The sequence below is a fragment of the Micromonospora trifolii genome, assembly GCF_050516465.1.
Classification (GTDB): Bacteria; Actinomycetota; Actinomycetes; order Mycobacteriales; family Micromonosporaceae; genus Micromonospora; species Micromonospora trifolii.
This window is the reverse complement of the sequence record NZ_CP191526.1, coordinates 1,844,862-1,865,970: the sequence shown is the minus strand read 5'-3', so window position 1 is coordinate 1,865,970 and position 21,109 is coordinate 1,844,862. Positions and strand designations below refer to the sequence as shown.

General features: G+C 73.4%; 25 protein-coding genes. 17 read left to right on the top strand and 8 right to left on the bottom strand.

The features are described from left to right. Positions 1-11 precede the first annotated feature (11 nt). The 3 genes from ACQRWP_RS08520 to ACQRWP_RS08510 all read left to right on the top strand — a co-directional run bounded on the left by ACQRWP_RS08520 (position 12) and on the right by ACQRWP_RS08510 (position 2,765). Entirely contained in the window at positions 12-635 is a 624-nt protein-coding gene (locus tag ACQRWP_RS08520) for an ABC transporter ATP-binding protein (protein WP_112602474.1), read from the top strand. After that, positions 632-2,053, top strand: a complete 1,422-nt coding sequence (locus tag ACQRWP_RS08515; RefSeq protein WP_430501593.1) for a DUF6297 family protein — start codon at positions 632-634, stop codon at positions 2,051-2,053. The genes ACQRWP_RS08520 and ACQRWP_RS08515 overlap by 4 nt, the downstream gene beginning before the upstream one ends. A gap of 133 nt (positions 2,054-2,186) precedes the next feature. Further along, a complete protein-coding gene (locus tag ACQRWP_RS08510; RefSeq protein ID WP_430501592.1) occupies positions 2,187-2,765 on the top strand; it encodes a dihydrofolate reductase family protein in 579 nt (192 codons plus the stop codon). On the opposite strand, the gene ACQRWP_RS08505 is transcribed toward ACQRWP_RS08510, so the two are convergent. Both ACQRWP_RS08505 and ACQRWP_RS08500 read right to left on the bottom strand, forming a co-directional pair. Continuing rightward, complete coding sequence (locus tag ACQRWP_RS08505; protein ID WP_430501591.1) at positions 2,747-3,457, bottom strand: helix-turn-helix domain-containing protein; 711 nt, start codon at positions 3,455-3,457, stop codon at positions 2,747-2,749. The two genes, ACQRWP_RS08510 and ACQRWP_RS08505, sit on opposite strands and share 19 nt — an antisense overlap. A 41-nt stretch (positions 3,458-3,498) precedes the next feature. Next, positions 3,499-4,971, bottom strand: a complete 1,473-nt coding sequence (locus ACQRWP_RS08500) for a PLP-dependent aminotransferase family protein (protein WP_430501590.1) — start codon at positions 4,969-4,971, stop codon at positions 3,499-3,501. Between the two features lie 62 nt (positions 4,972-5,033). Between ACQRWP_RS08500 and ACQRWP_RS08495 the strand changes: the two genes are divergently transcribed. After that, positions 5,034-5,645 (top strand): LysE family translocator, encoded by a 612-nt coding sequence (locus tag ACQRWP_RS08495; RefSeq protein ID WP_430501589.1) that lies wholly within the window; start codon positions 5,034-5,036, stop codon positions 5,643-5,645. A gap of 7 nt (positions 5,646-5,652) precedes the next feature. Continuing rightward, a complete protein-coding gene (locus tag ACQRWP_RS08490) occupies positions 5,653-6,393 on the top strand; it encodes a B3/B4 domain-containing protein (protein ID WP_430501588.1) in 741 nt (246 codons plus the stop codon). Here the strand turns inward: ACQRWP_RS08490 and ACQRWP_RS08485 are convergent. Then, positions 6,366-6,968: an MBL fold metallo-hydrolase gene (locus ACQRWP_RS08485; protein WP_430501587.1), complete on the bottom strand. Its 603-nt coding sequence runs from the start codon at positions 6,966-6,968 to the stop codon at positions 6,366-6,368. The genes ACQRWP_RS08490 and ACQRWP_RS08485 overlap by 28 nt on opposite strands. Positions 6,969-7,047: 79 nt before the next feature. Between ACQRWP_RS08485 and ACQRWP_RS08480 the strand changes: the two genes are divergently transcribed. Next, complete coding sequence (locus tag ACQRWP_RS08480; RefSeq protein WP_430501586.1) at positions 7,048-7,854, top strand: SDR family oxidoreductase; 807 nt, start codon at positions 7,048-7,050, stop codon at positions 7,852-7,854. Between the two features lie 19 nt (positions 7,855-7,873). Here ACQRWP_RS08480 and ACQRWP_RS08475 read toward each other — a convergent pair whose 3' ends face one another. Beyond that, entirely contained in the window at positions 7,874-8,482 is a 609-nt protein-coding gene (locus ACQRWP_RS08475; protein ID WP_430501585.1) for a hypothetical protein, read from the bottom strand. Between the two features lie 180 nt (positions 8,483-8,662). Between ACQRWP_RS08475 and ACQRWP_RS08470 the strand changes: the two genes are divergently transcribed. The 3 genes from ACQRWP_RS08470 (at position 8,663) to ACQRWP_RS08460 (ending at position 11,024) form a co-directional block, all read left to right on the top strand. Beyond that, positions 8,663-9,760 (top strand): DUF5919 domain-containing protein, encoded by a 1,098-nt coding sequence (locus ACQRWP_RS08470; protein ID WP_430501584.1) that lies wholly within the window; start codon positions 8,663-8,665, stop codon positions 9,758-9,760. A 73-nt stretch (positions 9,761-9,833) separates the two neighbouring features. Then, positions 9,834-10,715, top strand: coding sequence for a pentapeptide repeat-containing protein (locus ACQRWP_RS08465; protein WP_430501583.1), 882 nt, complete (start codon positions 9,834-9,836; stop codon positions 10,713-10,715). Positions 10,716-10,787: 72 nt separating this feature from the next. Continuing rightward, complete coding sequence (locus ACQRWP_RS08460) at positions 10,788-11,024, top strand: preprotein translocase YidC (RefSeq protein WP_430501582.1); 237 nt, start codon at positions 10,788-10,790, stop codon at positions 11,022-11,024. Positions 11,025-11,031: 7 nt separating this feature from the next. Here the strand turns inward: ACQRWP_RS08460 and rnhA are convergent, their stop codons facing one another. Genes rnhA through ACQRWP_RS08445 form a run of 3 tightly spaced genes read right to left on the bottom strand, consistent with a single transcriptional unit; the run spans position 11,032 to position 14,132 of the window. Beyond that, the gene (gene rnhA, locus ACQRWP_RS08455; RefSeq protein ID WP_430501581.1) at positions 11,032-11,505 is read right to left on the bottom strand and encodes a ribonuclease HI; all 474 of its coding nucleotides are present in this window, start codon (positions 11,503-11,505) and stop codon (positions 11,032-11,034) included. A gap of 10 nt (positions 11,506-11,515) precedes the next feature. Then, the gene (locus ACQRWP_RS08450; RefSeq protein WP_430501580.1) at positions 11,516-12,808 is read right to left on the bottom strand and encodes a lycopene cyclase family protein; all 1,293 of its coding nucleotides are present in this window, start codon (positions 12,806-12,808) and stop codon (positions 11,516-11,518) included. Positions 12,809-12,863: 55 nt separating this feature from the next. Continuing rightward, positions 12,864-14,132 carry an MFS transporter gene (locus ACQRWP_RS08445; RefSeq protein ID WP_430501579.1) on the bottom strand — a complete coding sequence of 423 codons (1,269 nt, stop codon included), beginning with the start codon at positions 14,130-14,132 and terminating at the stop codon, positions 12,864-12,866. A gap of 144 nt (positions 14,133-14,276) precedes the next feature. On the opposite strand from ACQRWP_RS08445, the gene ACQRWP_RS08440 reads away from it, so the two are divergent. The 4 genes from ACQRWP_RS08440 to ACQRWP_RS08425 all read left to right on the top strand — a co-directional run bounded on the left by ACQRWP_RS08440 (position 14,277) and on the right by ACQRWP_RS08425 (position 17,747). Next, on the top strand, positions 14,277-15,104 hold the full coding sequence (locus tag ACQRWP_RS08440) for an ArsR/SmtB family transcription factor (RefSeq protein ID WP_430501578.1): 828 nt from the start codon (positions 14,277-14,279) through the stop codon (positions 15,102-15,104). Positions 15,105-15,335: 231 nt separating this feature from the next. Beyond that, positions 15,336-15,821 carry a hypothetical protein gene (locus ACQRWP_RS08435; RefSeq protein ID WP_124775133.1) on the top strand — a complete coding sequence of 162 codons (486 nt, stop codon included), beginning with the start codon at positions 15,336-15,338 and terminating at the stop codon, positions 15,819-15,821. A gap of 86 nt (positions 15,822-15,907) precedes the next feature. Continuing rightward, positions 15,908-16,519, top strand: a complete 612-nt coding sequence (locus ACQRWP_RS08430) for a class F sortase (RefSeq protein WP_430501577.1) — start codon at positions 15,908-15,910, stop codon at positions 16,517-16,519. 127 nt (positions 16,520-16,646) lie between these two features. Next, entirely contained in the window at positions 16,647-17,747 is a 1,101-nt protein-coding gene (locus ACQRWP_RS08425; protein WP_430501576.1) for a magnesium and cobalt transport protein CorA, read from the top strand. 18 nt (positions 17,748-17,765) lie between these two features. Here the strand turns inward: ACQRWP_RS08425 and ACQRWP_RS08420 are convergent, their stop codons facing one another. Then, on the bottom strand, positions 17,766-18,476 hold the full coding sequence (locus ACQRWP_RS08420) for an MBL fold metallo-hydrolase (protein ID WP_430501575.1): 711 nt from the start codon (positions 18,474-18,476) through the stop codon (positions 17,766-17,768). A gap of 88 nt (positions 18,477-18,564) precedes the next feature. Here ACQRWP_RS08420 and ACQRWP_RS08415 point away from each other — a divergent pair, with 88 nt between their 5' ends. The 4 genes from ACQRWP_RS08415 (at position 18,565) to ACQRWP_RS08400 (ending at position 21,072) form a co-directional block, all read left to right on the top strand. After that, the gene (locus ACQRWP_RS08415; RefSeq protein WP_430503158.1) at positions 18,565-19,332 is read left to right on the top strand and encodes an SGNH/GDSL hydrolase family protein; all 768 of its coding nucleotides are present in this window, start codon (positions 18,565-18,567) and stop codon (positions 19,330-19,332) included. Between the two features lie 23 nt (positions 19,333-19,355). Next, positions 19,356-19,772 carry a YchJ family protein gene (locus tag ACQRWP_RS08410; protein ID WP_430501574.1) on the top strand — a complete coding sequence of 139 codons (417 nt, stop codon included), beginning with the start codon at positions 19,356-19,358 and terminating at the stop codon, positions 19,770-19,772. 188 nt (positions 19,773-19,960) lie between these two features. Continuing rightward, the gene (locus ACQRWP_RS08405; protein WP_430501573.1) at positions 19,961-20,689 is read left to right on the top strand and encodes a hypothetical protein; all 729 of its coding nucleotides are present in this window, start codon (positions 19,961-19,963) and stop codon (positions 20,687-20,689) included. Next, on the top strand, positions 20,686-21,072 hold the full coding sequence (locus ACQRWP_RS08400; RefSeq protein ID WP_430501572.1) for a VOC family protein: 387 nt from the start codon (positions 20,686-20,688) through the stop codon (positions 21,070-21,072). Before ACQRWP_RS08405 ends, ACQRWP_RS08400 begins: the two co-directional genes overlap by 4 nt. Positions 21,073-21,109 lie beyond the last annotated feature (37 nt).

Sequence of the window (21,109 nt, the reverse complement as noted above, 5' to 3'; positions counted from 1 at the left end):
TGGGAGACTCTGTGATCGTGGACGCGCTCTCGGTACGGGGACTCAGTCGCAACTTCGGCAACCTGGTCGTGCTCGACGAGGTGAGCTTCACGCTCCCGGCGGGCCGGATCGCTGTGGTGCTGGGCCCCAATGGCAGCGGCAAGACCACACTGCTGCGCTGTGTCGTGGGCGCCGACCGGCCCGACGCGGGTGAGGTGCTGGTGCAGGGCCGCCGGGCCGACGAGACCGATCCTCAGGTGCGGGCGCTGGTGGCGGCCGCCCTGGACGACATCGACTTCTTCCCCGACCTGTCGGTGGTCGAGCACCTGGAGTTGGTCGCGTACGCCCACGGGGGTGACGCCGAGCCGGTCGAGGAGGTCCTCGCCGAGCTGGGTCTGGAGCCGGCCCGCGACCAACTGCCGGTGACACTGTCCAGCGGGCAGCGCCGCCGGCTGGCGCTGGCGTCCTGTTTCGTCCGGCCACGCCGGGTGCTGATCCTGGATGAGCCCGAGCAGCGGCTGGACGTCCGCGGGCGTCAGTGGCTCGCCGACCGACTACTCCGGGAACGGGCGGCGGGCACGGCCGTGCTGCTGGCCTCGCACGACCCGGAGCTGATCGACGCGGTGGTGGACGAGCGCATCGAGATCGGCAAGTGACCGCCGCGCCGGCCACTATCGCCGACACGCCGGCCGGGGTGCCGACCGCCCGACAGGTGCGGACGCACCTGCGCAAGGCCCGCAGCCGGCACCACGACCATTCCCTCGGCGACGTGCTCGGCGACGCGTACGTGATGGTCCTGTTCGTGGGCATGTACGGCTGGTTCGCGATCAGCGCCAGCCGCGACCTGCTGGACTCCCCCACGGTGGGGCAGGCCGAGCCGGGCGTGCGGTGGTGGCTGGCGGTCGCCGCGCTGCTGGCCGGCGCGGGGCTCGCCTGGCGCGGTCTGCGCGCGCTCGGCCCGCTGCTGGTCACCCCGGCCACGCAGAGCTGGGCGACCAGCGCGCCCATCGACCGGCGGGCCTGGCTGGCGCCGCGCTTCGTCCTGCTGATGGTGGGCGCGGCGGCCGGCACCGCGGCGCTCGGAGTGGCCGTGGCGGCGCTCGGTGGGGTCACCGAACCGTCCGCCCTGGGCTGGGCGGCGGCGGCCGGCGCGGGCTGGGGCGCGGCCGCGCTGGCGCTCAGCGTCGTCGCCCAGGGCAGCCGGTCGGGGCGACGCTGGCCGACACTGGTCGGGGCGGTGCCGATGGTGGCGGCGGCCGTAATCACCGCCCTGGTGGTGCTCGTCGGTCGCCTCGGAGACGGGCTGCCCCGGCCGGCGACAACGCCGACCGTCGCGTTGTTCGCCGCCGCGTTGCCCCTCGCGGGCCTGGGCATGATCCTCGCGGTACGCGCGCTGCCCCGGGTCGACCGGGCCACCCTGACCACCGGCGCGCAGTTCGCCAACGCCGCCGCCACGGCCACGATCCTGCTGGACCCGAGCCTGCTCGCCGGCCTGGTGGAGAGCCGCCGCTGGCGCCGGATCGGCCGGGTTCACAGCCGCCGGTTCCGGCCCGGCCCCGGCTGGTGGGCGCTGCTCCAGGCCGACGTACGCCGGTTGCGCCGCCACCCGAGTGCCGTGCTGATCTGGGCGGCGCTGATCGGGGTGCAGTACGCTACCGCGCTCGCCCTGCCCGGGTTGGCCGGTGCCGCGCAGGTGGTGTTCGCGTACCTCGCCGCCAACCGGCTGACCGGCGGTCTGCGGTCGGTCAGCAGATCTCCCGGCCTGCGCCGGGCGCTCGGTGGCAGCGACAACCTGCTGCGCGGGATCCACGTGGTGGTGCCGGCCGTCGGTGCGGGCCTGTGGTGGTTGCTGACCCTGCCGTCCGTCGACCCGGGGCCGGCCTGGCTGGCGCCGACGCTGGCGCTGGGGGTGGTGGCCGCCGCGTTCCGGGCCGGCACCCGCCCGCCGATCAACTACGGCGGCGCGACGGTCAACACGCCGTTCGGGATGATTCCGGTCGACCTGATGCGTCAGGGGTCACGGGGGCAGGCGCTGCTCGCCGGGCTGGTCCTCGTCCAGCTGTTCCTGGGCTGAGCTGGTTCATCCGCCCGGTGGGCCCGGGGCCCGATCACGGCACCACCCGCTGTCGTTTCCGTCCAAGACAACGGCGCGACAACGATCTAGCGTGGACCCGGCAGCCGCGATCCGAGCATGAGGAGACAACACAATGCGCGACCTGGTCTACACCGGTTTCATGTCGCTCGACGGCGTCGTGGACTCGCCCGGCGGCGGGCCGGGTGAGGAGCACCGCAGCGGCGGTTGGGTGTTCAAGGACCTCGAGTTCGTCCCGGAGGCCTGGTCGCTGAAGGGGGAGGAGCTCGTTGACACGACGGCGCTGATGTTCGGCCGTCGCAGCTACGAGGCGTTCGCGCCGGTCTGGCCCGGTTCGGAGGACCACGCCAGCTACAAGGAGCTGCCCAAGTACGTGGTGTCGAGCTCGCTGTCCGACGACGCGCTCGTCGACGGGTGGGGGCCGACGACGATTCTGCGCTCGACCGGGGACGTCGCCGCGCTCAAGCAGGGCGAGGGCGGAGCGATCTTCATCCACGGGAGCGCGGAGCTGGCCCGGCGGCTCTCCGATGAGGGGCTGATCGACCAGTACAACCTGCTCGTCTTCCCCGTGCTGCTCGGTGCCGGCAAGAGCCTGTTCGGCCGGGCCGACCGCGACAAGCACATGCTGACGCTGCGGGAGTCGGAGAGCTACTCGAACGGGATCCTCAAGGTCATCTACGACGTCAAGCGCTGATCCAGGTCGAGGGCGATGGCGCCGCCGGTGCCCTCGCGTAGCTGCCGGACGGTGCGTCCGAGGTAGGAGCGCAGTGCCCGGGCCAGGTGCGGCTCGTCGAAGTAGTCGAGCTTGGCGACCACGTCGGCGGCCGGGTCGCCGGTAGCCAGCAGCTCCGCCGCCGCGCGGGCCCGCTCGATCTGCCGGACCGCGCCGCGCGTCAGTCCAGTCGCGGCGCGGAACCGGCGTTCGACGGTACGCCCCGAGACCGCCGGACGGTGGCCCCGCAGCAGCTCGGCGACGAGCGGATCCCGGACCACGGTCCCGGCCCGGACGAGGCTGTCGACCAGGGCCTCGGCGTCGTCGGGGCCGGGCGTCTCCCAGCGCGTGCCGTCCAGCCGGAACGTCCGGCGCCCGGTGTCGGGGAGCTCGATGCCGCCGTCGACCAGCGTCGGGGTGGGCACGGCCCGCAGCGAGGTGCCCACGGCGAACTCGATGCCGGTGAAGGTCGCGCCCTCCGGCACCGGCGCCGTGCCGGTCCGGGTCTCGGGACCGGTGACGCTCGCGTACGGCCGGCCAGCCTGCTCCCAGAACACCAGGCCCCAACGCACCCCTGCCACGGACGTCATCGTGGTGACCTGCTCGCTCGTGCAGGTCCACACGGTGTCGACCCATGGCGAGTCGGACCCGCGCGTCTCGAACCGCAGTCCCACGGGCGAAGGATACGCCGGGGAGCACGTTGGACCGGACGGTCCTAGCCGGAGCCGAGCGCGGCGGCGACAGCGGCGACGCCGTCCTCGATCTCGGTGGGTGTCCGGGCCGCGTAGCCGAGCACCAGGCCGGGCCGGTACGGCCGCTGGCAGTGCCAGGACAGCGGTTGCACCTTCACCCCGCGCGCCAGCGTCGCCGCCGCCAGCTCGGTGTCGACCACGCCGTCGTCCAGCGTGATCATCAGATGCAGGCCGGCGGCGGCGCCGTGCACCGTCGCCGATGGCAACACGCGGGCCAGCGCGGCGATCATGGCGTCCCGCCGGCGGATGTGTCGCCGACGCAGCAGCCGCAGATGCCGCTCGAAGGCGCCCGAGGTCATCAGCTCCGCCAGCACCAGTTGCGGTAGCACGGCGTTGCCCAGGTCGGCGTTGCGCTTGGCGGCCACCACGGCCTCGCGCAGCCGCGCCGGCACGAGCAGCCAACCGACCCGCAGGGCGGGGGCGAGCAGTTTGGAGACGCTGCCGGCGTAGCAGACCTGCTCGGGCAGCAGACCACGCAGCGCCGGCACCGGAGGGCGGTCGTAGCGGTGCTCGGCGTCGTAGTCGTCCTCGATGATCAGACCGCCGGCTCGCGCCCAGGCGACGAGCTGGCGGCGGCGGTCACCGTCGAGCACCACGCCGGTCGGGAACTGGTGCGCGGGGGTGAGCATCACGGCCGGTACGCCGCTGGCGGTCAACTCGTCGACCCGCAGCCCGGCGTCGTCGACGCTGATCGGCGGGGTGTCCATCCGCCAGTTGTTCAGGTGCTGGCGCACCCCGAGCGAGCCCGGGTCCTCGACGGCGATCCGGTCGACGCCAGCGGCGGTGAGCGCCTGGGCGAGCAGCCCGAGCGCCTGGGAGACGCCGGCCACGATGATCACCTCGGCGGGGTCGACGCTGATGCCGCGGTTGCGGGCCAGCCAGGCGGCGACGGCCTGTCGCAGCGCGGGCGTGCCACAGGGGTCGCCGTAGCCGAGGTCGGCCGCGGCGACGCGGCGCAGCACGCTCCGTTCGGCGCGCAGCCAGTCCGCGCGGGGGAAGGCGGCCAGATCGGGTACGCCGGGCGTCAGGTCGATGGTCGCGTGCGCCGCGCGTACCGCGTCGAAGATGTCGGTGCCCGGTGCCGGCGGGAAGGTCGCGGCCGGTGCCGGCGCGGCGGCAGCTGTGGGTGTGGGCGCGGCCGGCGCGGCGACGACCACAGTGCCGGCCCGGCCCCGACCGGCTATGTGCCCCTCCTCGGTCAGGCGCTGGTACGCCTCGGTGACCACGCCCCGGGAGACACCGAGGTCGGCGGCGAGCACCCGGGTCGGGGGCAGCCGGTCACCGACCGGCACCCGCCTTTCGGCGATGGCCTGCCGCAGCCGGTCGGTCAGCCAGTCGGCGCGCCCGCCCGGCGCCGCGTCGGTGACGGTCAGGTGCAGGAAGTCGGACCCGGCCGATATGGACCCCTCGGACGCAGTCGGTTTGGCTCTGCCCATCGGACCATTGTGGCAGCAGAGTGAGCAGCAGCCAGACCTGCCAACTCCGCCGGAGGACGACCGTGACCATCCCGTTCCTGATCACCACGCTGATCGTGGTGGTCACCCCCGGCACCGGGGTGATCTTCACGCTCTCCGCCGGCCTGTCGCGGGGTGCGCGGGCCGGCGTGCTGGCCGCGTTCGCCTGCACGCTGGGCACGTTGCCGCACCTGCTGGCCGCGATGACCGGGCTGGCCGCGCTGATGCAGACCAGCGCCGCGGCGTTCGAGACCGTCCGCTACCTCGGCGTCGGCTACCTGCTCTACCTGGCCTGGTCCATGGCGCGGGACCGCGACGCCTTCGCGGTGACCACCGACGCCCCACTCCGCTCGGCGATCCGGGTGATCGTCTCCGGGGTGCTGGTCAACCTGCTCAACCCGAAGCCGACGATGTTCTTCGTCGCGTTCCTTCCCCAGTTCGTGGACACCACGGCACCGGGCTCGACCCGGGCGATGCTCGGCTGCGGCGCGGTGTTCATGCTGCTCACCTTCGTGGTGTTCAGCGGCTACGGCATCTTCGCGGCCAAGGTACGCGACCGGGTGCTGACCCGACCCCGGGTCACCGACTGGCTGCGCCGATCAGCCGCCGGCACGTTCGTCGCGCTCGGCGTGACCCTCGCCCTCACCGAACGATAGGAGCACTGTGCAGTTCGAACATGCCCCGCAGCTTCGCGACGCGTACCCCGACCTGGTCGCCGGTGTGGTGCGAGCCGCCGGGATCACCGCCACCGCCGACGTGACGGCACGCACGGCCGTTCATCTCGCCGACGCGCGACGGCGGTTGGCCGGCGGGGCCGAGAGCGGGTTCCCGGAGATCCAGGCGTGGCGGCGGGCCTACGCGGCGATGGGGCTGCGGCCCACCAGGTACCGGTGCGCCGCCGAGGCCCTGCTGCGTCGGTTGCGCCTGGACGGCGAGCTGCCCCGGGTGCACCCGCTCGTCGATCTCTGCAACGCGATCTCGGCCGCGTACGCCATCCCGGTCGCGGTGCTCGACCTGGATCGGGTCGACGGCGACCTGGTGGTCCGCCCGGCACAGGGCGACGAGGCGTACCTGAGTTTCGCGGGCGACACCGAGCATCCCGAGCCGGGTGAGGTGACCTTCGTCGACTCCGCCGGGCGGGCCCACGCCCGACGGTGGACGAACCGGCAGAGCGGCTGGTCGGCCGTGCGGTCGGGCACCTCGTCGGTGCTGATCGTCGCCGAGGCGCTGCACCCGGGTGGCGAGCCGGCGGTGACCCGGCTGGTCGCCGACCTCGTGACGGAGCTGACCGACGGGTGGTCCGCCCCCACGGCCGCCGCGGTGCTCACCGCCGCCGCGCCCCGTTTCCGCAGCCCGGCGCCGGGTGACGACCGGGGTCAGGCGGTGTCGCCGGGCCTCAGGTGACGGTAGCCGGGAATCGTCTCAGCGAACCAGCCCTCGACGCTGGCCAGGCCGCGGTCGTTGAGCTGCGCGTCGTGGATCGGGTACGCCGCCGCCGCGCCCACGGCGCCGGCGAACCGGATCGCCTCGTCGAGGCGCAGCCAGGACCCCTGGGCCGGGACGAGCAGGGTACGCACCGGCTCGTCCGGCACGTGCAGGGCGTCGCCCGGGTGGTAGAGCTCGCCGCCGATCAGGTAGCCGAGGTTCGGGCAGTCGGGCTGCCCCTCGTGGATCGCGGCGTGCCGGCCGCCGTGCGCGCTGACGGCAATGCCGGCCGCCGTGAACCGCTGCCCCGCACGGACCCGGGTCACCGGCAGCGGGGCGAGATCCGGCAGCCGGGCGCCCTCCGGCACGTACACGGGGACACCGAGACCGACGAGCCGCAACACGTCTATGTGGTCGGTGTGCTCGTGGGTGACCAGGACGGCGTCCGCGCCGACCAGGGCCTCCGGTTCGCTCCACGTCCCCGGGTCGACGACCAGCACCCCGCCGTCGTGCTCGACGCGTACACAGGCGTGCGTGAACCGGGTGATCCGCATCAGGCGACGGTACGCCGTCGGCACATCAGTCGTGGTTCCCGTGGCGGTTGGGCCGGCCCTGCCGGGGTAGTGCGGCAGCATGCCACAGCGATACGAGAACTACCCCAGGATCGCCGTCGTCACCGGCGCGGACTCCGGCATCGGCAAAGCCTGCGCGGTGGCGCTGGCCAGGGCCGGCTTCGAGATCGGCATCACCTGGTACGGCGACCCCGACGGCGCGGAGCGGACGGCCACCGAGGTCCGCGCGACGGGGCGGCGCTGCGAGGTCGCCGAGGTGGACCTGACCCGACTGCCGGACGCGGCGGCGGTGGTGGACGAGCTGGCCGACCGGCTCGGCGGCATCGGGGTGCTGGTCAACAACGCCGGTATCGGGGCCTCGACGCCGTTCGTCGACACCGGGTGGGAGCAGTGGCGCGAGGTGCTCGCCGTCGACCTGGACGCGCCCTTCCTGTGCGCCCAGCGGGCCGCGCGACGGATGCGGGCCACCGGCGCCGGCGGGCGGATCATCAACATCACCAGCGTGCACGAGCACGCGCCCCGGGTGGGCTCCGCCGCGTACTGCGCCGCGAAGGGCGGGCTCGGGCTGCTGACCCGGGTGATGGCCCAGGAGTTGGCCGCCGACGGGATCACCGTCAACGCCGTCGCCCCCGGCGAGATCGCCACGCCGATGACCGGTCAGGAGGATGTCGACCCGTTCACCCAGGAACGGCCCGGCGTGCCGCTGGGACGGCCCGGCGATGCCCGGGAGGTGGCCGCCGTGGTCGCGCTGCTCGCCTCCCCCGCCGCCAGCTACGTCACCGGCGCGTCCTGGCCGGTCGACGGAGGCATGTCGCTGATGGGTCCCCAGGCCTCGGCGTTGACGAACGACGACTGGCGATCGGTCTGAGCGGCACCGGCGGGCGCCGTCAGCGCATCGGCGCGGCCGACGCCCGGACGATGTACGCGAACTGCACACCGAACGCCACCACCGCGACCAGCACCCCGACCAGGACCGTCAGCCCGACCCCGACCCCGACGGTCGTCGCCACCAGCGCGATGCCGAGCCCGCTCAGCACCGCGTTGACCGCGCCCACGAGTGCGGCCGTGGTCAACATGAACTCCCACCGCCCCGGACGCGTGCCGACCAGGTTCCAGGCCGTGCTCATGGCATCGTCGGCCACCACCGCGTCGGCGAAGAAGTCGTGCTCGCCGGCGAGATTGTGTTGGTAGTAGGCCCGGATGCGCTGGATCCGCAGCAGGTCCAACGAGTTCTCCACGGTGGTCTCCACGAGCCGCAGGAACGTCAGCACCCCGATGATGACCAGCGTCGGCAGCACCGCCGCCAGGTACGGCCGTACCAGCTTGTCGTTGCTGGCGACGAAGCCGAGACCGATCAGCGCCGCCGACAGCACGGACAGGAAAATGGTGGCGCGGCCGGTGGCCTCGGCGATGGTCCCGGCGCGGGACGTCTGCAACGCGTAGTGCTCGGTGGTCAGGACGGTGAGAAGCGCCTGCTCGCGTTCGCTCTCGTCCACCCCGCCACCCTCCGTGGTCGCACGCCTCCGTTACCGTCACCCTATGAGCGGTGGAGCGGGTCCGAGCGGCGAACCGGCCGCTCCTCAACAGGACAGCGCCCAGCAAAGCGGGCACGTATCCTCCGAACTCCGGTGATCAGCAAGCGGCGGTGGGGCCGACCGACGGCGGAAGGGGACCGGATGCCCGGGTGGGCTGGTCGGGGCGGGCGGCAACGACGGGCCTTCGTCGTCGGTGGGGCACTGTTCGCGATCGCCGTCGTCATGTTGCTGGGCGCCTGGCGCAGCACCGGTTTCCTCAGCGACCTGCTGCTCAACCTCGGGGCCAGCGTGGTCCTCGCGGCCATCTCGTACGTCATCTTCGACCCGATGTTCGAGGAGGCCCGCAAGGCCCGGGTGCAGGAGCACCTCAGCTTCGACCAGCAGGCGTTCGTGACGCGGCTGCACCGCTCCGGTCGTCGAGTGCGCATCCTCGACACCTGGACGATCCTGCTGGAGCAACGGCACCGGGAGGACACCCTGAGCGCGGTACGAGCGGCGCTCGCCAACGGCGCCCAGGTGCAGTTGCTCCTGCTCGACCCCGACTGCACCGCCGCCCAGCAACGCTCCGAGGAGCTGGAACGGCAACGGGTGGACGTGCCCCGGCAGATCCGCACCAACCTGCGCCACCTGGCCGCGTTCGCCGAGGCGCTCGACGCGCGGCTGCGACACCGCCTACAGGTCCGGCTCTACGACGCGTCCCCGTCGATCCAGCTCTACCAGTGGGACGGGCGGGCGCTCATCTCGTTCTTCCCGATCGGGAAGTTGTCGTTCAACGTGCCGCAGCTCGAGGTGGACATGGACAGCCCGTGGGGCGGGTTCGTGCACGCCCGGTTCGAGGAGCTGTGGGAGCACGAGCAGGCCACCCTCGACCTGGAGCGGTACTGGTCGGTCACGGTCACGCTGCGCCACGACGAGTCGGACGTGGTCGAGGTACGCGTGCCGTACGTGACGGTGGACGGGCAGCACCACGTCGACTGTCGGGGGTTCCGGGTCACCGGGCCACTGACTGTGCGAGCCGTGCTGCCGCCCCGCGCGCCCGGGGCAGCCCCCGGCGTATTCGCGCTGGCCGAGCCCGCCGACGGGGACCGCACCCCGGTCGCGGTGGTGAAACGGCACTTCGATCAGAAGTACGGGCACGGCGACGGCGAGCGGGACGTACGCCGACTGGTGCCGCCGCCGGGCGATGCCCGCACCCCGGCGCCCCGGCCCGCGACGGCCGGTGACACGCACGCACGGTGACCCCCGAACGGACCGTCGGCTCGGCACGGGAAACAATGGTGACCCAACCCTGATCACCAGGAGGACCGTCGGCGTGTCGCACCGCACCGCACCGCCGCCCGGGGCGGCGCAGCTGCGCGCCGACTGCGGACGCTGCTTCGGGCTGTGCTGCGTGGTGCCCGCCTTCGCCGCGTCGGCGGACTTCGCCATCGACAAGCCGGCCGGCTCGCCCTGCCCCAACCTGCGCCCCGACCACCGCTGCGGCATCCACACCGAGCTGCGGCAGCGGGGTTTTCCCGGCTGCACTGTGTTCGACTGCTTCGGTGCCGGGCAGCAGGTCGCCCAGGTGACCTTCGGCGGGCGGGACTGGCGGGACGCGCCGGAGACGTTGCCGGCGATGGCGGAGGCGTTCGCGGTGCTGCGACCGCTGCACGAACTGCTCTGGTACCTCACCGAGGCGGTGGCGCTGCGCCCACCGGCCGACCTGCGCGCCGAGCTGGAACGCGCCCGCGCCGAGACGCTGACGCTCACCGAGGGTGACCCGGCGCAACTTCGCGCGGTGGACGTCGCCGACCAACGGAACCGGGTCAACCCGCTGCTGTCCCGGACCAGCGACGTGGCCCGCGCCCCCGGCGGCGCCGACCGGCGGGGCGCGCACCTGCTCGGGGTGGACCTGCGCCGCGTCGACCTCCGCCGGGCCAACCTGCGCGGGGCGCTGCTCATCGGCGCCGACCTGCGCGGGGCGGACCTCGGCCTGGCCGACGTCACCGGTGCGGACCTGCGCGGCGCTGACCTGCGTGGCGCCGACCTGCGGCGCACGCTCTTCCTGCACCAGACCCAGCTGGACGCCGCCCGGGGGGACACCCACACCGAGCTGCCGCAGACGCTCACCCGGCCGGCGCACTGGACGGCGCTGCCGCTCACCCCGGTCCGTCAGCCGTCCCGCTCCCCCGCCCGTCGGGGCCGCCGTCGCTGACCGCAAGGTTTCGGCCGGGACGACGCCGGGTAGCCAGCGCCGACGCGAACCGGCATCGACGGGGGGCACGGCGTGGGCTACCGAAATCGCCAAGGTGAGCAGCCGGGCGACCCGCAGCACAGCGAGGACGAGGCCGGCCAGGTGCCACTGGTGCAGGTCGAGACGGACACCGAGGTTCCCGCACCGGCGGACACCGACGTCCGGCCGGACATCGTGACCGAGCCCGACAACTCGGGCGTCGCCGGTGGTTCTTCGGGCAGCAGCGGCGGCGGGTCGAGCATGCCGGGGCACCCCGACGCGACCCGCTGACCCAGGCTCAGCGGCTGGTCAGCGCGGCCCTGGCCTCGGTCATGCCCTTGTTGGCGAGTCCGTCGGCCCGCTCGTTCTCCGGGTGGCCGTTGTGCCCCTTGACCCACAGCCAGGTGACCTCGTGCCGTTCGCAGGCCGTCTCCAGCCGCTGCCACAGGTCGGCGTTCTTCACCGGCTGCTTCGCGGCGGTCCGCCAACCGTTGCGCTTCCACGACGCCAGCCAACTGGTGATGCCGTTGCGCACGTACGTGCTGTCGGTGTGCAGCTCCACGGTGACCGGCCGGTTCAGGCTCTCCAACGCCTGAATGGCCGCCATCAGCTCCATCCGGTTGTTGGTGGTGGGCGTGGCCTCACCGCCGCACAGCTCCCGCTCGTGATCGCCGTAGCGCAGCAGCGCACCCCAACCACCCGGACCAGGGTTGCCACTGCACGCCCCGTCGGTCCAGATCTGCACGCCCCTGCCGGCCGCCGCGTCCACCATGCCCGGCAACCTACCGGGCGCGGACGTCGTCCTCCCCGCTCGGGGGGCCGCCGCGCCGAGCCGTCGGCGCCGAGCCCTGTGGGTCGCCCACCACCGCGGGTGGGATGGCCGGCGCGGGCCGGGTGGGGCGCAGCCGGTCGCGGACCCGGTGTACGGCGTCACCGGCGGTCGCGGCGATCATCGGCCACAGCCGGGTCGAATTCATGATCGCGACCTCCTCGGCCGGGGTGGTGCCGCCGTCGAGGAAACGCAGCACCCGTTCGGCCGGGTTGCGGTCGAAGAGCCGGTCGAAGAACTCGGGGCCGCCCACCCCGCCCCGGTCCAGCGCGCGCAGCGCCACCGCGTCCATCCAGCGGTGCCGGCGCGGGTACGCCGGCGCGGGCACCGGCGCGTGACCCGCGGCGAGGGCGCGGGCCACCTGGTCGGCCTGGCGGTACATGGCGGAGAAGGTGAAGCCGGTCGAGGGGCGGGTCGCGCCCCCGGCCGTGCCGAGCCGGACCACGCGGGGGGTGGGCCGGGCCGGGAACGGCGCGTCGGTCATCGGGATCACCCCGTTCTCCACCTCGCGCACCCGCAGCCCGGCCGGATCCAGCCCGAGCAGATCCCGGTAGCCGGCCAGCGCCGCGTCGTACCCGGCGTCGGTCAGCAGGTCGGGCGAGAACTCGGTGTACTCGACCAGGGCGTAGCGGTCGCTGACCGGCAGCACGTACCCGAAGGAGACGCCCCGGGGCGGCTGCGGGGTACGGAAGTCCATCAGCACCGCACGCGCCGGGTCGAACACCGGCCGGTCGGCCTCCAGCCACCATCCCCGGAAGTGCTGCAACCAGGTCGTTCGCCCCGGTCGCGCCGGCGGGCGGGGGCGGGAGTCGAGCACCCAGCCGGCCCGTACGCTGCGCCCGTCGCCGGTGCGCACCAGCACCCGGTCGCCGTCGTCGCGCACGGTCTCGGCGGGCGCGACGATCCGCGCGGCGTCGAGGCGACGCTCGGCGTCGGCAGCCCGGTCGTAGACCGGGCCGGAGCGGAGCATGGCGTACCGCAGCGGGGTGAGGTCCAGGACGCGGCGCCGCGCCGCCGTCGCCACCTCGACCTGCTGCCAGCTCGCGCTGAGCAGCGGGTCCAGGTCACTGTCCGGGTGACCCCAGAACGCCCAGGTGCGGTCCTGACCGCGCCGGCGCACCGGGTCGACGATGGCGACCCGCAGATCCCGGACGCCGTGCCGGTCCAGCGCGGCGAGCAGCAACGACGCGGCGCCACCGCCACCGAGCAGCGCGAGGTCGACGTCGAGCGGCGCGGAGTCGGTCACCCCCACCACGCTGCCACACGGCCGCCCGACACCACCGGATGGGCCGCAACGGCGCTCAGGCCACCGGGGCGGGCGACTCGACCGGGGGCGGGTCGGCGAACGCGCGCGCGACCGCGGCGCGGTTGAAGACCCGCCAGGTGGCGGCAGAGACGCCGATCGCCACCACCAACCCGACCCAGTACGGCGCGGTGATGCCGAATCGGGCGGCGAGCAGCCCGCCCAGCAGTGCGCCCACGCAGTTGCCGCCCGCCGCCACGAAGAGGTTCGTGCTGGCCACCCGGCCCTGCAGGTTCGGAGGGGTGAGTCGTTGGCGCAGTGAGTTCGACACGATGTTCCACAGCCCGCCGTGCACGCCGAAGGCGAACAGCGCGAACCCGACCACGATGGTGCTGCGGGACGCGGCCAACGCCAGGTGCAGCCCCGCCTCGACGAGCAGGCCGATCCGGATCGTCCAGGTGGCGCTGATCCGGGCGATGATCCGGTCGCCGAGGAGGGCGCCGAGCACCCCACCGGTGGCCATGCAGGTGAAGAGCAGGCCGTAGCCGACGGACCCGAGTCCCAGCCGCTCGCCGGCGAGCAGCACCAGCACCGCGAGCGCGGCGGTGAGGGTCACGTTGAGCAGACCGATCAGCACGGCCATCGTGCGCAGCAGCCGCTGGTTGGCCAGCCACCTCAGCCCTTCGACGATCTCGCCGCCCATCGAGCGGGTACGGCGTTCGTGCGTGTCGGCGACGGCGGCCCGGAAGTCCCCGCCGATCAGCGCCACCAGCACGGCGCTGAGGGCGTACGTGACGGCGTTGACCAGGAAGGGGCTGCCCGCCGAGAGCGCGAACAGGAAGCCGCCGAGCGGGCCGGCGAGCAAGCTGTGCATGAGGGTGGCGCCGCCGCTGAGCCAGCCGTTGGCACGCTCCAGGCGATGCCGTGGCACCACGACCGGCACCATGGCCTGGCTCGCCGCGCGGAACACGATCTCACCGGTGTTGACCAGGAACAGCACCGCGAACAGCACCGCTACCCCGCCTCGGCCGCTGAGGATCGCCGTGGCCAGAACGGCGAGCGCGACCACCCGGACCAGGTCGATGACGATCATCAGACGGCGCCGGTCCATCCGGTCCACCAGCACCCCGCCGGGCAGGGCGAACAGCAGCCACGGCAGCCACGCCACGGCGGACGCCCCGGCGACCACGAGCGGGTCGTCGGTACGCGACGCGACGAAGAGCGGCGCGGCGACGGTGGCCAGGCCGCTGCCCAGGGCCGAGAGGGTCGTCGCCGCCCAGAGTCGGGCGAACGCCGTTCCCAGGCCAGCTCCCACGTTCGTTGTCACGGCGAGCGAACCTACCAGCGTCTTCCCTGGCCGCACGGGGATTTATCCCGCCGGCAGAGGCCGCCCGCGGCCAGGTTGACAGGCAACCCATTGGTTGCCTAACTTGGCAGGCAACCGATTGGTTGCCTGTTGCGGGGAGGGTCGATGGACGACGCGTTTCGAGCGCTGGCCGACCCCAGCAGGCGTCGACTGCTGGACCGGCTCAACGAGCGCAACGGCCAGACCCTGCGGGAGCTGTGCGACGGGCTGGCCACCACCCGACAGGCCGTCAGCAAGCACCTGTCGGTGCTGGAGGCGGCCGATCTCGTCACCACCGTCCGGCGCGGCCGGGAGAAGCTGCACTACCTCAACGCCGCCCCGATCAACGCCATCGCCGACCGGTGGCTCAGCCACTACGACCGCGAGCGCGCCACCGCCCTCGCCGACCTGACCACCGCATTGGAGCGACAACCCATGGAGAGCCCGACCTTCGTCTACACCACCTACGTCACCACCACCGCGCAGCGACTGTGGTCCGCGCTCACCGAACCGGCGTTCACCCGTCGCTACTGGGGTGGAGTCGCGCTGGTTTCGGACTGGCAGGTCGGATCACCCGTGCTGTGGCAGGACGCGCCGGACGGTGAGCCCCGCGACCTCGGCCAGCGGGTGCTCGTCGCCGAGCCGTACCGTCGCCTCTCCTACAGCTGGCACGGCTTCCAACCCGAGCACGCCGAGCACTTCGGCTGGTCCGCCGAGGAGCTGGCCGCCCGGCTCGGCGAGCGCCGGTCGACGGTGACCTTCGAGATCGAGCCGCACGGCGGGTCGACCGTCCGGCTGACCGTCATTCACGACGGCTTCTCCCCCGACAGCGAGATGCACCGGGCGATCAGCGGCCAGCTCGACGGCAGCGGAGGCTGGCCGGAACTGCTGGCCAGCCTCAAGACCCTGCTGGAGACCGGCGAGCCGATGCCCGAACCGACCCAGGCCGGCTGACCCACGGCGTATTCGCGCCGTCGCCGGCAATACCTCGCCATCGACCCAGCGGCGACAGCCCGCAGCTCTCCCCGCCTTCGGGTGGACACGTGACGGCAACGAGGATTTCTCATTTTCACCTGATCGAGGACCCAACCCACCTAGTGTTGGGCACACCGGTGCTAGTCACGGAGTTGGCCACCCGAACGACGTCCCACGCAGTCAGCGGACGAAAAGTGAGGGAAGACGCGTATGAAGGTCTCAACAGCACTCTGCTCGGCGGCGCTCGGCGTGGGCCTCGGCACGCTCCTGCTGCCAGGCGCCGCACTGGCCGACACCACTGTGTCACCGGCCACCACCCCGGTCGGTGGGACCGTCGTGCTCACCGCGACGACCTGCAACCCGAAGTCGGGTGACGCCATCTTCCGGGTCACCGGCCCCAACCGCGACCAGAACGTCCGATCCACCACGGCCGCCGCCGGCGGCGGCCTGAGCGCCGAACTCTTCACCGCCGGGTTCACCCTGGGCACGTACACGGTGGCGGCGACCTGCGGCGACGGCAGCTCGGCCGGCACCGCCACCTTCGCCGTCACCCCGATCGGCGGCGCGCCGGCCGGCTCCGGCGGCGACAACCGTGACACCGGCGCTCTCGCCGCCGGCGGCACGCTGCTCGGCACCGCCCTCGCCGGCGCGGTGATCCTGATCCGCCGGCGCCGTCCGGTGTCCACTGTCGCCTGATCGGCGACCGTTCCATCCCTGAGACGGGTGCCCGCGCCGGTGACACCGGTGCGGGCACCCCGACGATCCGGTACGGAGGTGCACACGTGTGGTGGCGGCGGACCCTACCGGCCGTGGTCGCCCTGCTCGGCGTGACCGGGCTCGGGCTGATCACCGTCGGCCTCACCGCCGACCCGGAGCGGCCACCACGACCGTCGGCCGACGCGCCGACCCGCACCCACCCCGCACCGGACCTGGCGCCGCTGCCACCCGCAGCGCCGGTCCGGGTGCGGATCCCCGCCATCGACGTACGCGCCGACATCGTCCCCGTCGGCGCCGACGCCGCCGGGGTGCTGGAGGTGCCGCCACTGGACCGGCCCACCCTCGCCGGCTGGTACCGGCACGGGGTCAGCCCCGGCGAGACCGGCAACGCCGTCCTGGTCGGACACGTCGACGCGCCGTCCGGCCCGGCGGTCTTCTTCGACCTCGGTCGGCTCCGCGCCGGGCAGCAGGTACAGGTCACCCGCGCCGACGCACGGGTCGCCACGTTCACCGTGGACGACGTCCGGGCGTACCCCAAGGAGCACTTCCCCACCACCCTGGTCTACGGCCCGGCGGACGCCGCCGGGCTGCGCCTGATCACCTGCGGCGGCCAGTTCGACGCCGCCACCGGCAACTACGTCGACAACGTGGTGGTCTTCGCCACCCGCACCGCCTGAGCCACGCCGCAGGCCCGAGCAGCCCGCCCGAACCACCGCCCCGCTGTCGGGAGCAGGACCCCGCTCGGCAGAATGCGGTGGCACCATCCCTGATCGGGACGGTGCGCCGGCGACGGGGAGGCACGCGGTGGATCAGCGACCGGTACGGGACCGGACCGGTCGAGGCGTACGCGCCCTGGCCCGTCGACTGCTCGGACGGGTCGAGGGCGACTCCCCCACCCCCCGCCGGTCCAACCCGGACGCCGTGGTCGACTGCGCCGTCTACGTCAACGGCCGGCGGGAACCCGGTCAACCGCACTACGCCGACGCGTACGCCCGGGCGCGGCACGGCCGCGACGCCTTCGTGTGGCTGGGACTGCACGATCCCGGTCCGGCGGTGCTCGCCGCGGTCGGGCAGACCTTCGGCCTCGACGAACTGACCGTCGAACAGGCGCTCGCCGACGGGCACCGGCCCACCGTGCAGCGCCACGGGCCGGTCACGCTGCTGGTCCTGCGCACCGCCGGGTACGTGGAGCACGACGAGTTGACCGACACCTCCGAGGTGATCGACACCGGGGATGTCATGGTGCTGCTCGGTGACCGCTTCGCCATCACGGTGCGGCACGGCGCCGCCGGGGCGCTGCGCAGCGTCCGCGCCGACATCGAACGCCGCCCCGCGCTGCTGGCCGCCGGCCCGTGGGCGGTGGCGTACGCGGTCTGCGCCCGCATGGTCGACTCCTACCTGGAGGTGGCCGGGCACGTGGAACGGGACCTGGAGCGGGTCGAGGAGGCGGTGTTCGCCCGCGACCGCACCGCCGACATCCAGCACATCTACCAGCTCAAACGGGAGGTGGTGGAGTTCAAGCGGGCGGTCCTGCCGTTGCAGGCGCCGATGCGTACGCTGCTCGAACCCGACGGCCCGCCGCGCGCCCTGCACCGCTGGTTCGTCGACGTCGACGGCCGGCTGAGCCGGGCGGTGGACCGGGTGGCCGCGTACGACGACCTGCTCACCTCGATCGTCCAGTCGCGACTGGCGCAGCTCGCCGTCGAGCAGAACAACGACATGCGCAAGATCGCCGCCTGGGCGGCCATCGCGGCCACCCAGACCGGCATCGCCGGCATCTACGGCATGAACTTCGACCACATGCCCGAGCTGGCCTGGCGCTACGGCTACGCCGGAGCCCTCACCCTGATGGCGGCGGCTGCCCTGTTCCTGTATCGGCTGTTCCGCCGCTCCGGCTGGTTGTGAGGCCCGCCGACGGGCTGCTCAGCGGTACGCGGAGAGGAAGGCCCGGATGCGGTCGCGGGGTCTGTCGGTCAGCTCCGGGCCGTGGGTGAACGCCGCGAGGTCGTAATCCAACTCGCCGAGCACGTGCGCGGTCTCCCGGGTCATCTGGAAGTCGCTGCACAGCCACTTCATCGGCCATCGGACGCCGAGCACGTTGAACAACGCGTCCCCGGTGATCAGCAGGCGGGTCGGCTCGTGCAGCAGCGACACATGCCCGGGCGAGTGCCCGGGGGTGTGCACCACCCGCAGGCCGCCACCGACGTCGAGCAGGTCTCCGTCGGCCAGCGGCTGCGCCACCTCGACCGCCGGAAACCGGCCGCTGTTGACCCGGGCGAAGAACCGCCCGCCGGTCACCGTCGGGTCGCTGACCGGCGCGCGGCCCGCCTCCGCGTACGGCGCGTCGGCGGCGTGCGCCGCGACCGGGGCGCCGGTGCGGCGGGCCAGCTCAGCCGCGCCGCCGGCGTGATCGGGGTGCGCGTGGGTGAGCACGATGCGGGTGACGTCCGCCGGCGCCTTGCCGATCGCCGCGAGCCCGCGCACGATCCGGGCCGGTGCCTTGGCCAGCCCGCAGTCGACCAGCGTCACACTGCCGTCGTCGTCGACGAAGGCGTACGAGTTGACGGCCGAACGGCCCACCGTGGGGATACGCCAGACGTTCGGGGCCAGTGGCACCGCAGGGGCTCGCGTCATGCCGCGAGTCTAGGAACGATCGTCAACTGTCGTTGTCAACCGACCGGCGGTCCGCCTCAGCTCACCGAGGGCTAACCTCGCGCGGGTGATGTGGCAGCGGTACGTGGCGATCGGCGACAGCACCACCGAAGGGCTCGACGACCCGGACGGCGTGGGCGGCTACCGGGGCTGGGCCGACCGGTTCGCCCTGGCGGTGGCCCGCGCCCAGGGCGGCCTGGAATACGCGAACCTGGCCATCCGGGGCCGGACCACCGCGTTGATCCGCGCCGAGCAGCTCCAGCCCGCCCTCGCCCTGGCCCCCGACCTGGCCACCGTGGTCGCCGGCATGAACGACGTGCTGCGCCCCTCCTTCGACGCGGACCAGGTCGCCGGGGATGTCGCGGCGATGCAGCAGGCACTGGTCGAGCAGGGGGCCACCGTGCTGACGTTCACGATGCCGGATCCGGCGCCCGTGATGCCGCTGGCCCGGCCGCTCCGGGGTCGCATGCTGGCGCTCAACGAGGCGCTGCGGGCCGCCACCGCGCGGACCGGCGCCACCCTTCTCGACCTGGGCGCCCATCCGGTCTCCTCCGATCCCCGGCTGTGGAGCGACGACCGTCTGCACGCCAACAGCGCCGGGCACGAGCGGATCGCCGCCGCACTGGCGTACACGGCGGGTCTGCCCGGGTTCGACGACTCCTGGACGCGGCCGTTGCCGCCGGCACCACGGCGGCGCCGCGGTGAGGTGTTCGGCGCCGAGCTGGCCTGGACCCGCCGGCACCTGCTGCCCTGGCTGGCCCGGCACCTGCGCGGCCAGTCGTCAGGCGACGACCGGGTGGCCAAGCGGCCGGTGCCGCTGCCGGTGCCGCTGGACTAGGTCGGGTGCGGCAGGATGGCGACGTGGGTAAGGGGGCGGGACGTCGGTGGGCGAACGCGACGACAGGACGGGTGTGCCCGTGCGGCTCCAGCCGGGCGTACGCGGAGTGCTGCGCGCCGGCGCACGGCGGTGACGCCCCGGCGACGGCCGAGGCGTTGATGCGCTCCCGGTTCAGCGCCTTCGCCCTCGGCGACTCCGGTTACCTGCTGCGCAGCTGGCACTCCTCGACCCGGCCCGCCTCCCTGGAGCTTGACCCGGGGCAGCGGTGGACCCGACTGGAGATCGTGGAGACCGAGCGGGGCGGCCTGCTCGACACCGCCGGCACGGTGACCTTCCACGCGCACTACCGGGACGGGGGCCGGCCCGGCACGTTGACCGAACACAGCCGGTTCGTCCGCGAGGACGGCCGGTGGGTCTACCTCGACGGTGACCAACCCTGACGGCCGTTTGGGCGTAGGATGACGTCGGCGTAGTCCTGCGCCGCACCTCCCTCCCGGCGCTCACGCCGCCGGCAACGCGGAGGCAAAGGGGGCCTGAAGCCCTCGGGACGTGGTGCCACATGCCCCACTCCGGCGGGGTCGGCGGGAGCGTGAGTCCCGGTGACCGTGCCGTTGACCGGGAGCATGTGATGACCACCCAGAGATCGTTCAAGGCCCGGGTCCGGGCCCGGATGGAAAAGACCGGCGAGAGTTACACCACCGCCCGCCGGCACCTGATCAAGACCGTCGAGCCGACAACGGCGTCCATCGCCGCGTCCCCGCCGGCACCTACCGAACCGACCGCCACGGCCGCCGCAGCGCAGACCGAGCGGATCGCCGACGACCTGATCAGCGCCCGGACCGGCCGCGGCTGGGCCGAGTGGTTCGCCCTGCTCGACGCCGCGTCCGCCACCGAGTGGACGCACACCCGGATCGCCCGTCACCTGGCCACCGAACACGAGGTGCCGGGCTGGTGGGCGCAGACCATCACCGTGGGGTACGAGCAGGCACGCGGACTGCGCGCGCCGGGTCAACGACGCGGCGGCGGCTTCGAGGCCAGCGCGAGCCGGACGGTGGCCGTGCCGGCGCTGCGACTTTTCGAGGCGTTCGCCGACGAGACGGCACGCGCCCGCTGGCTGCCCGATGTCGAGGTACGTGTCCGCACCGCCACCGCGCCGCGCAGTTTCCGGGCCGACTGGGCCGGTGGCCCCACCAGGATCGTCGTCGGCATCGACGCTGTCGGCGAGTCAAAGGCCCGGGTCAACGTCCTGCACGAGAAGCTGACCGCAGCCGAGCAGGCCGCGGAGCTGAAGGTGTACTGGCGGGACCGGCTCGCCGCACTGAAGGCACTGCTCGAAACGGACGGAGACCACCGATGACCATGACATTCATCAACCTGCCGGTGCGTGACCTGACCACCGCGACCGAGTTCTACCGGGCGATCGGCTTCACCAGCGACCAGGCCGTGCCGGACGGCGACAGCGCGGTACTCACCATCTCCGACACCACCCGGCTGGTGCTGCACCTCCGCTCGGGCTTCGAGGCGTACACCGGGGTCGCCACGACGGACACGGCGACCAGCCGGGAGGTCATCGTCGGGCTGTCGGCGTCCAGCCGGGGGCAGGTCGACGAACTCGTCGACCAGGCGGCGGTCGCCGGCGGGGAGTCGCTCGGGCCGGGGATGGCCAACGGGCCGATGTACATGCGCGGCTTCCGGGACCTCGACGGCCACCAGTGGTCGTTCCTGCACATGGCCGGCTGACCGCGCGGCCCGGCGGCGGCCCGAGGAGGCCGCCGCC

Excerpts from the sequence above, each read along its gene's own strand:
- ACQRWP_RS08485 (WP_430501587.1), bottom strand. The coding sequence starts at position 6,968 with ATGCGGATCACCCGGTTCACGCACGCCTGTGTACGCGTCGAGCACGAC.
- ACQRWP_RS08415 (WP_430503158.1), top strand. The coding sequence starts at position 18,565 with ATGTGGCAGCGGTACGTGGCGATCGGCGACAGCACCACCGAAGGGCTC.
- ACQRWP_RS08440 (WP_430501578.1), top strand. The coding sequence starts at position 14,277 with ATGGACGACGCGTTTCGAGCGCTGGCCGACCCCAGCAGGCGTCGACTG.
- ACQRWP_RS08435 (WP_124775133.1), top strand. The coding sequence starts at position 15,336 with ATGAAGGTCTCAACAGCACTCTGCTCGGCGGCGCTCGGCGTGGGCCTC.
- ACQRWP_RS08510 (WP_430501592.1), top strand. The coding sequence starts at position 2,187 with ATGCGCGACCTGGTCTACACCGGTTTCATGTCGCTCGACGGCGTCGTG.
- ACQRWP_RS08405 (WP_430501573.1), top strand. The coding sequence starts at position 19,961 with ATGACCACCCAGAGATCGTTCAAGGCCCGGGTCCGGGCCCGGATGGAA.
- ACQRWP_RS08470 (WP_430501584.1), top strand. The coding sequence starts at position 8,663 with ATGCCCGGGTGGGCTGGTCGGGGCGGGCGGCAACGACGGGCCTTCGTC.
- rnhA (WP_430501581.1), bottom strand. The coding sequence starts at position 11,505 with ATGGTGGACGCGGCGGCCGGCAGGGGCGTGCAGATCTGGACCGACGGG.
- ACQRWP_RS08500 (WP_430501590.1), bottom strand. The coding sequence starts at position 4,971 with ATGGGCAGAGCCAAACCGACTGCGTCCGAGGGGTCCATATCGGCCGGG.
- ACQRWP_RS08420 (WP_430501575.1), bottom strand. The coding sequence starts at position 18,476 with ATGACGCGAGCCCCTGCGGTGCCACTGGCCCCGAACGTCTGGCGTATC.
- ACQRWP_RS08480 (WP_430501586.1), top strand. The coding sequence starts at position 7,048 with ATGCCACAGCGATACGAGAACTACCCCAGGATCGCCGTCGTCACCGGC.
- ACQRWP_RS08400 (WP_430501572.1), top strand. The coding sequence starts at position 20,686 with ATGACCATGACATTCATCAACCTGCCGGTGCGTGACCTGACCACCGCG.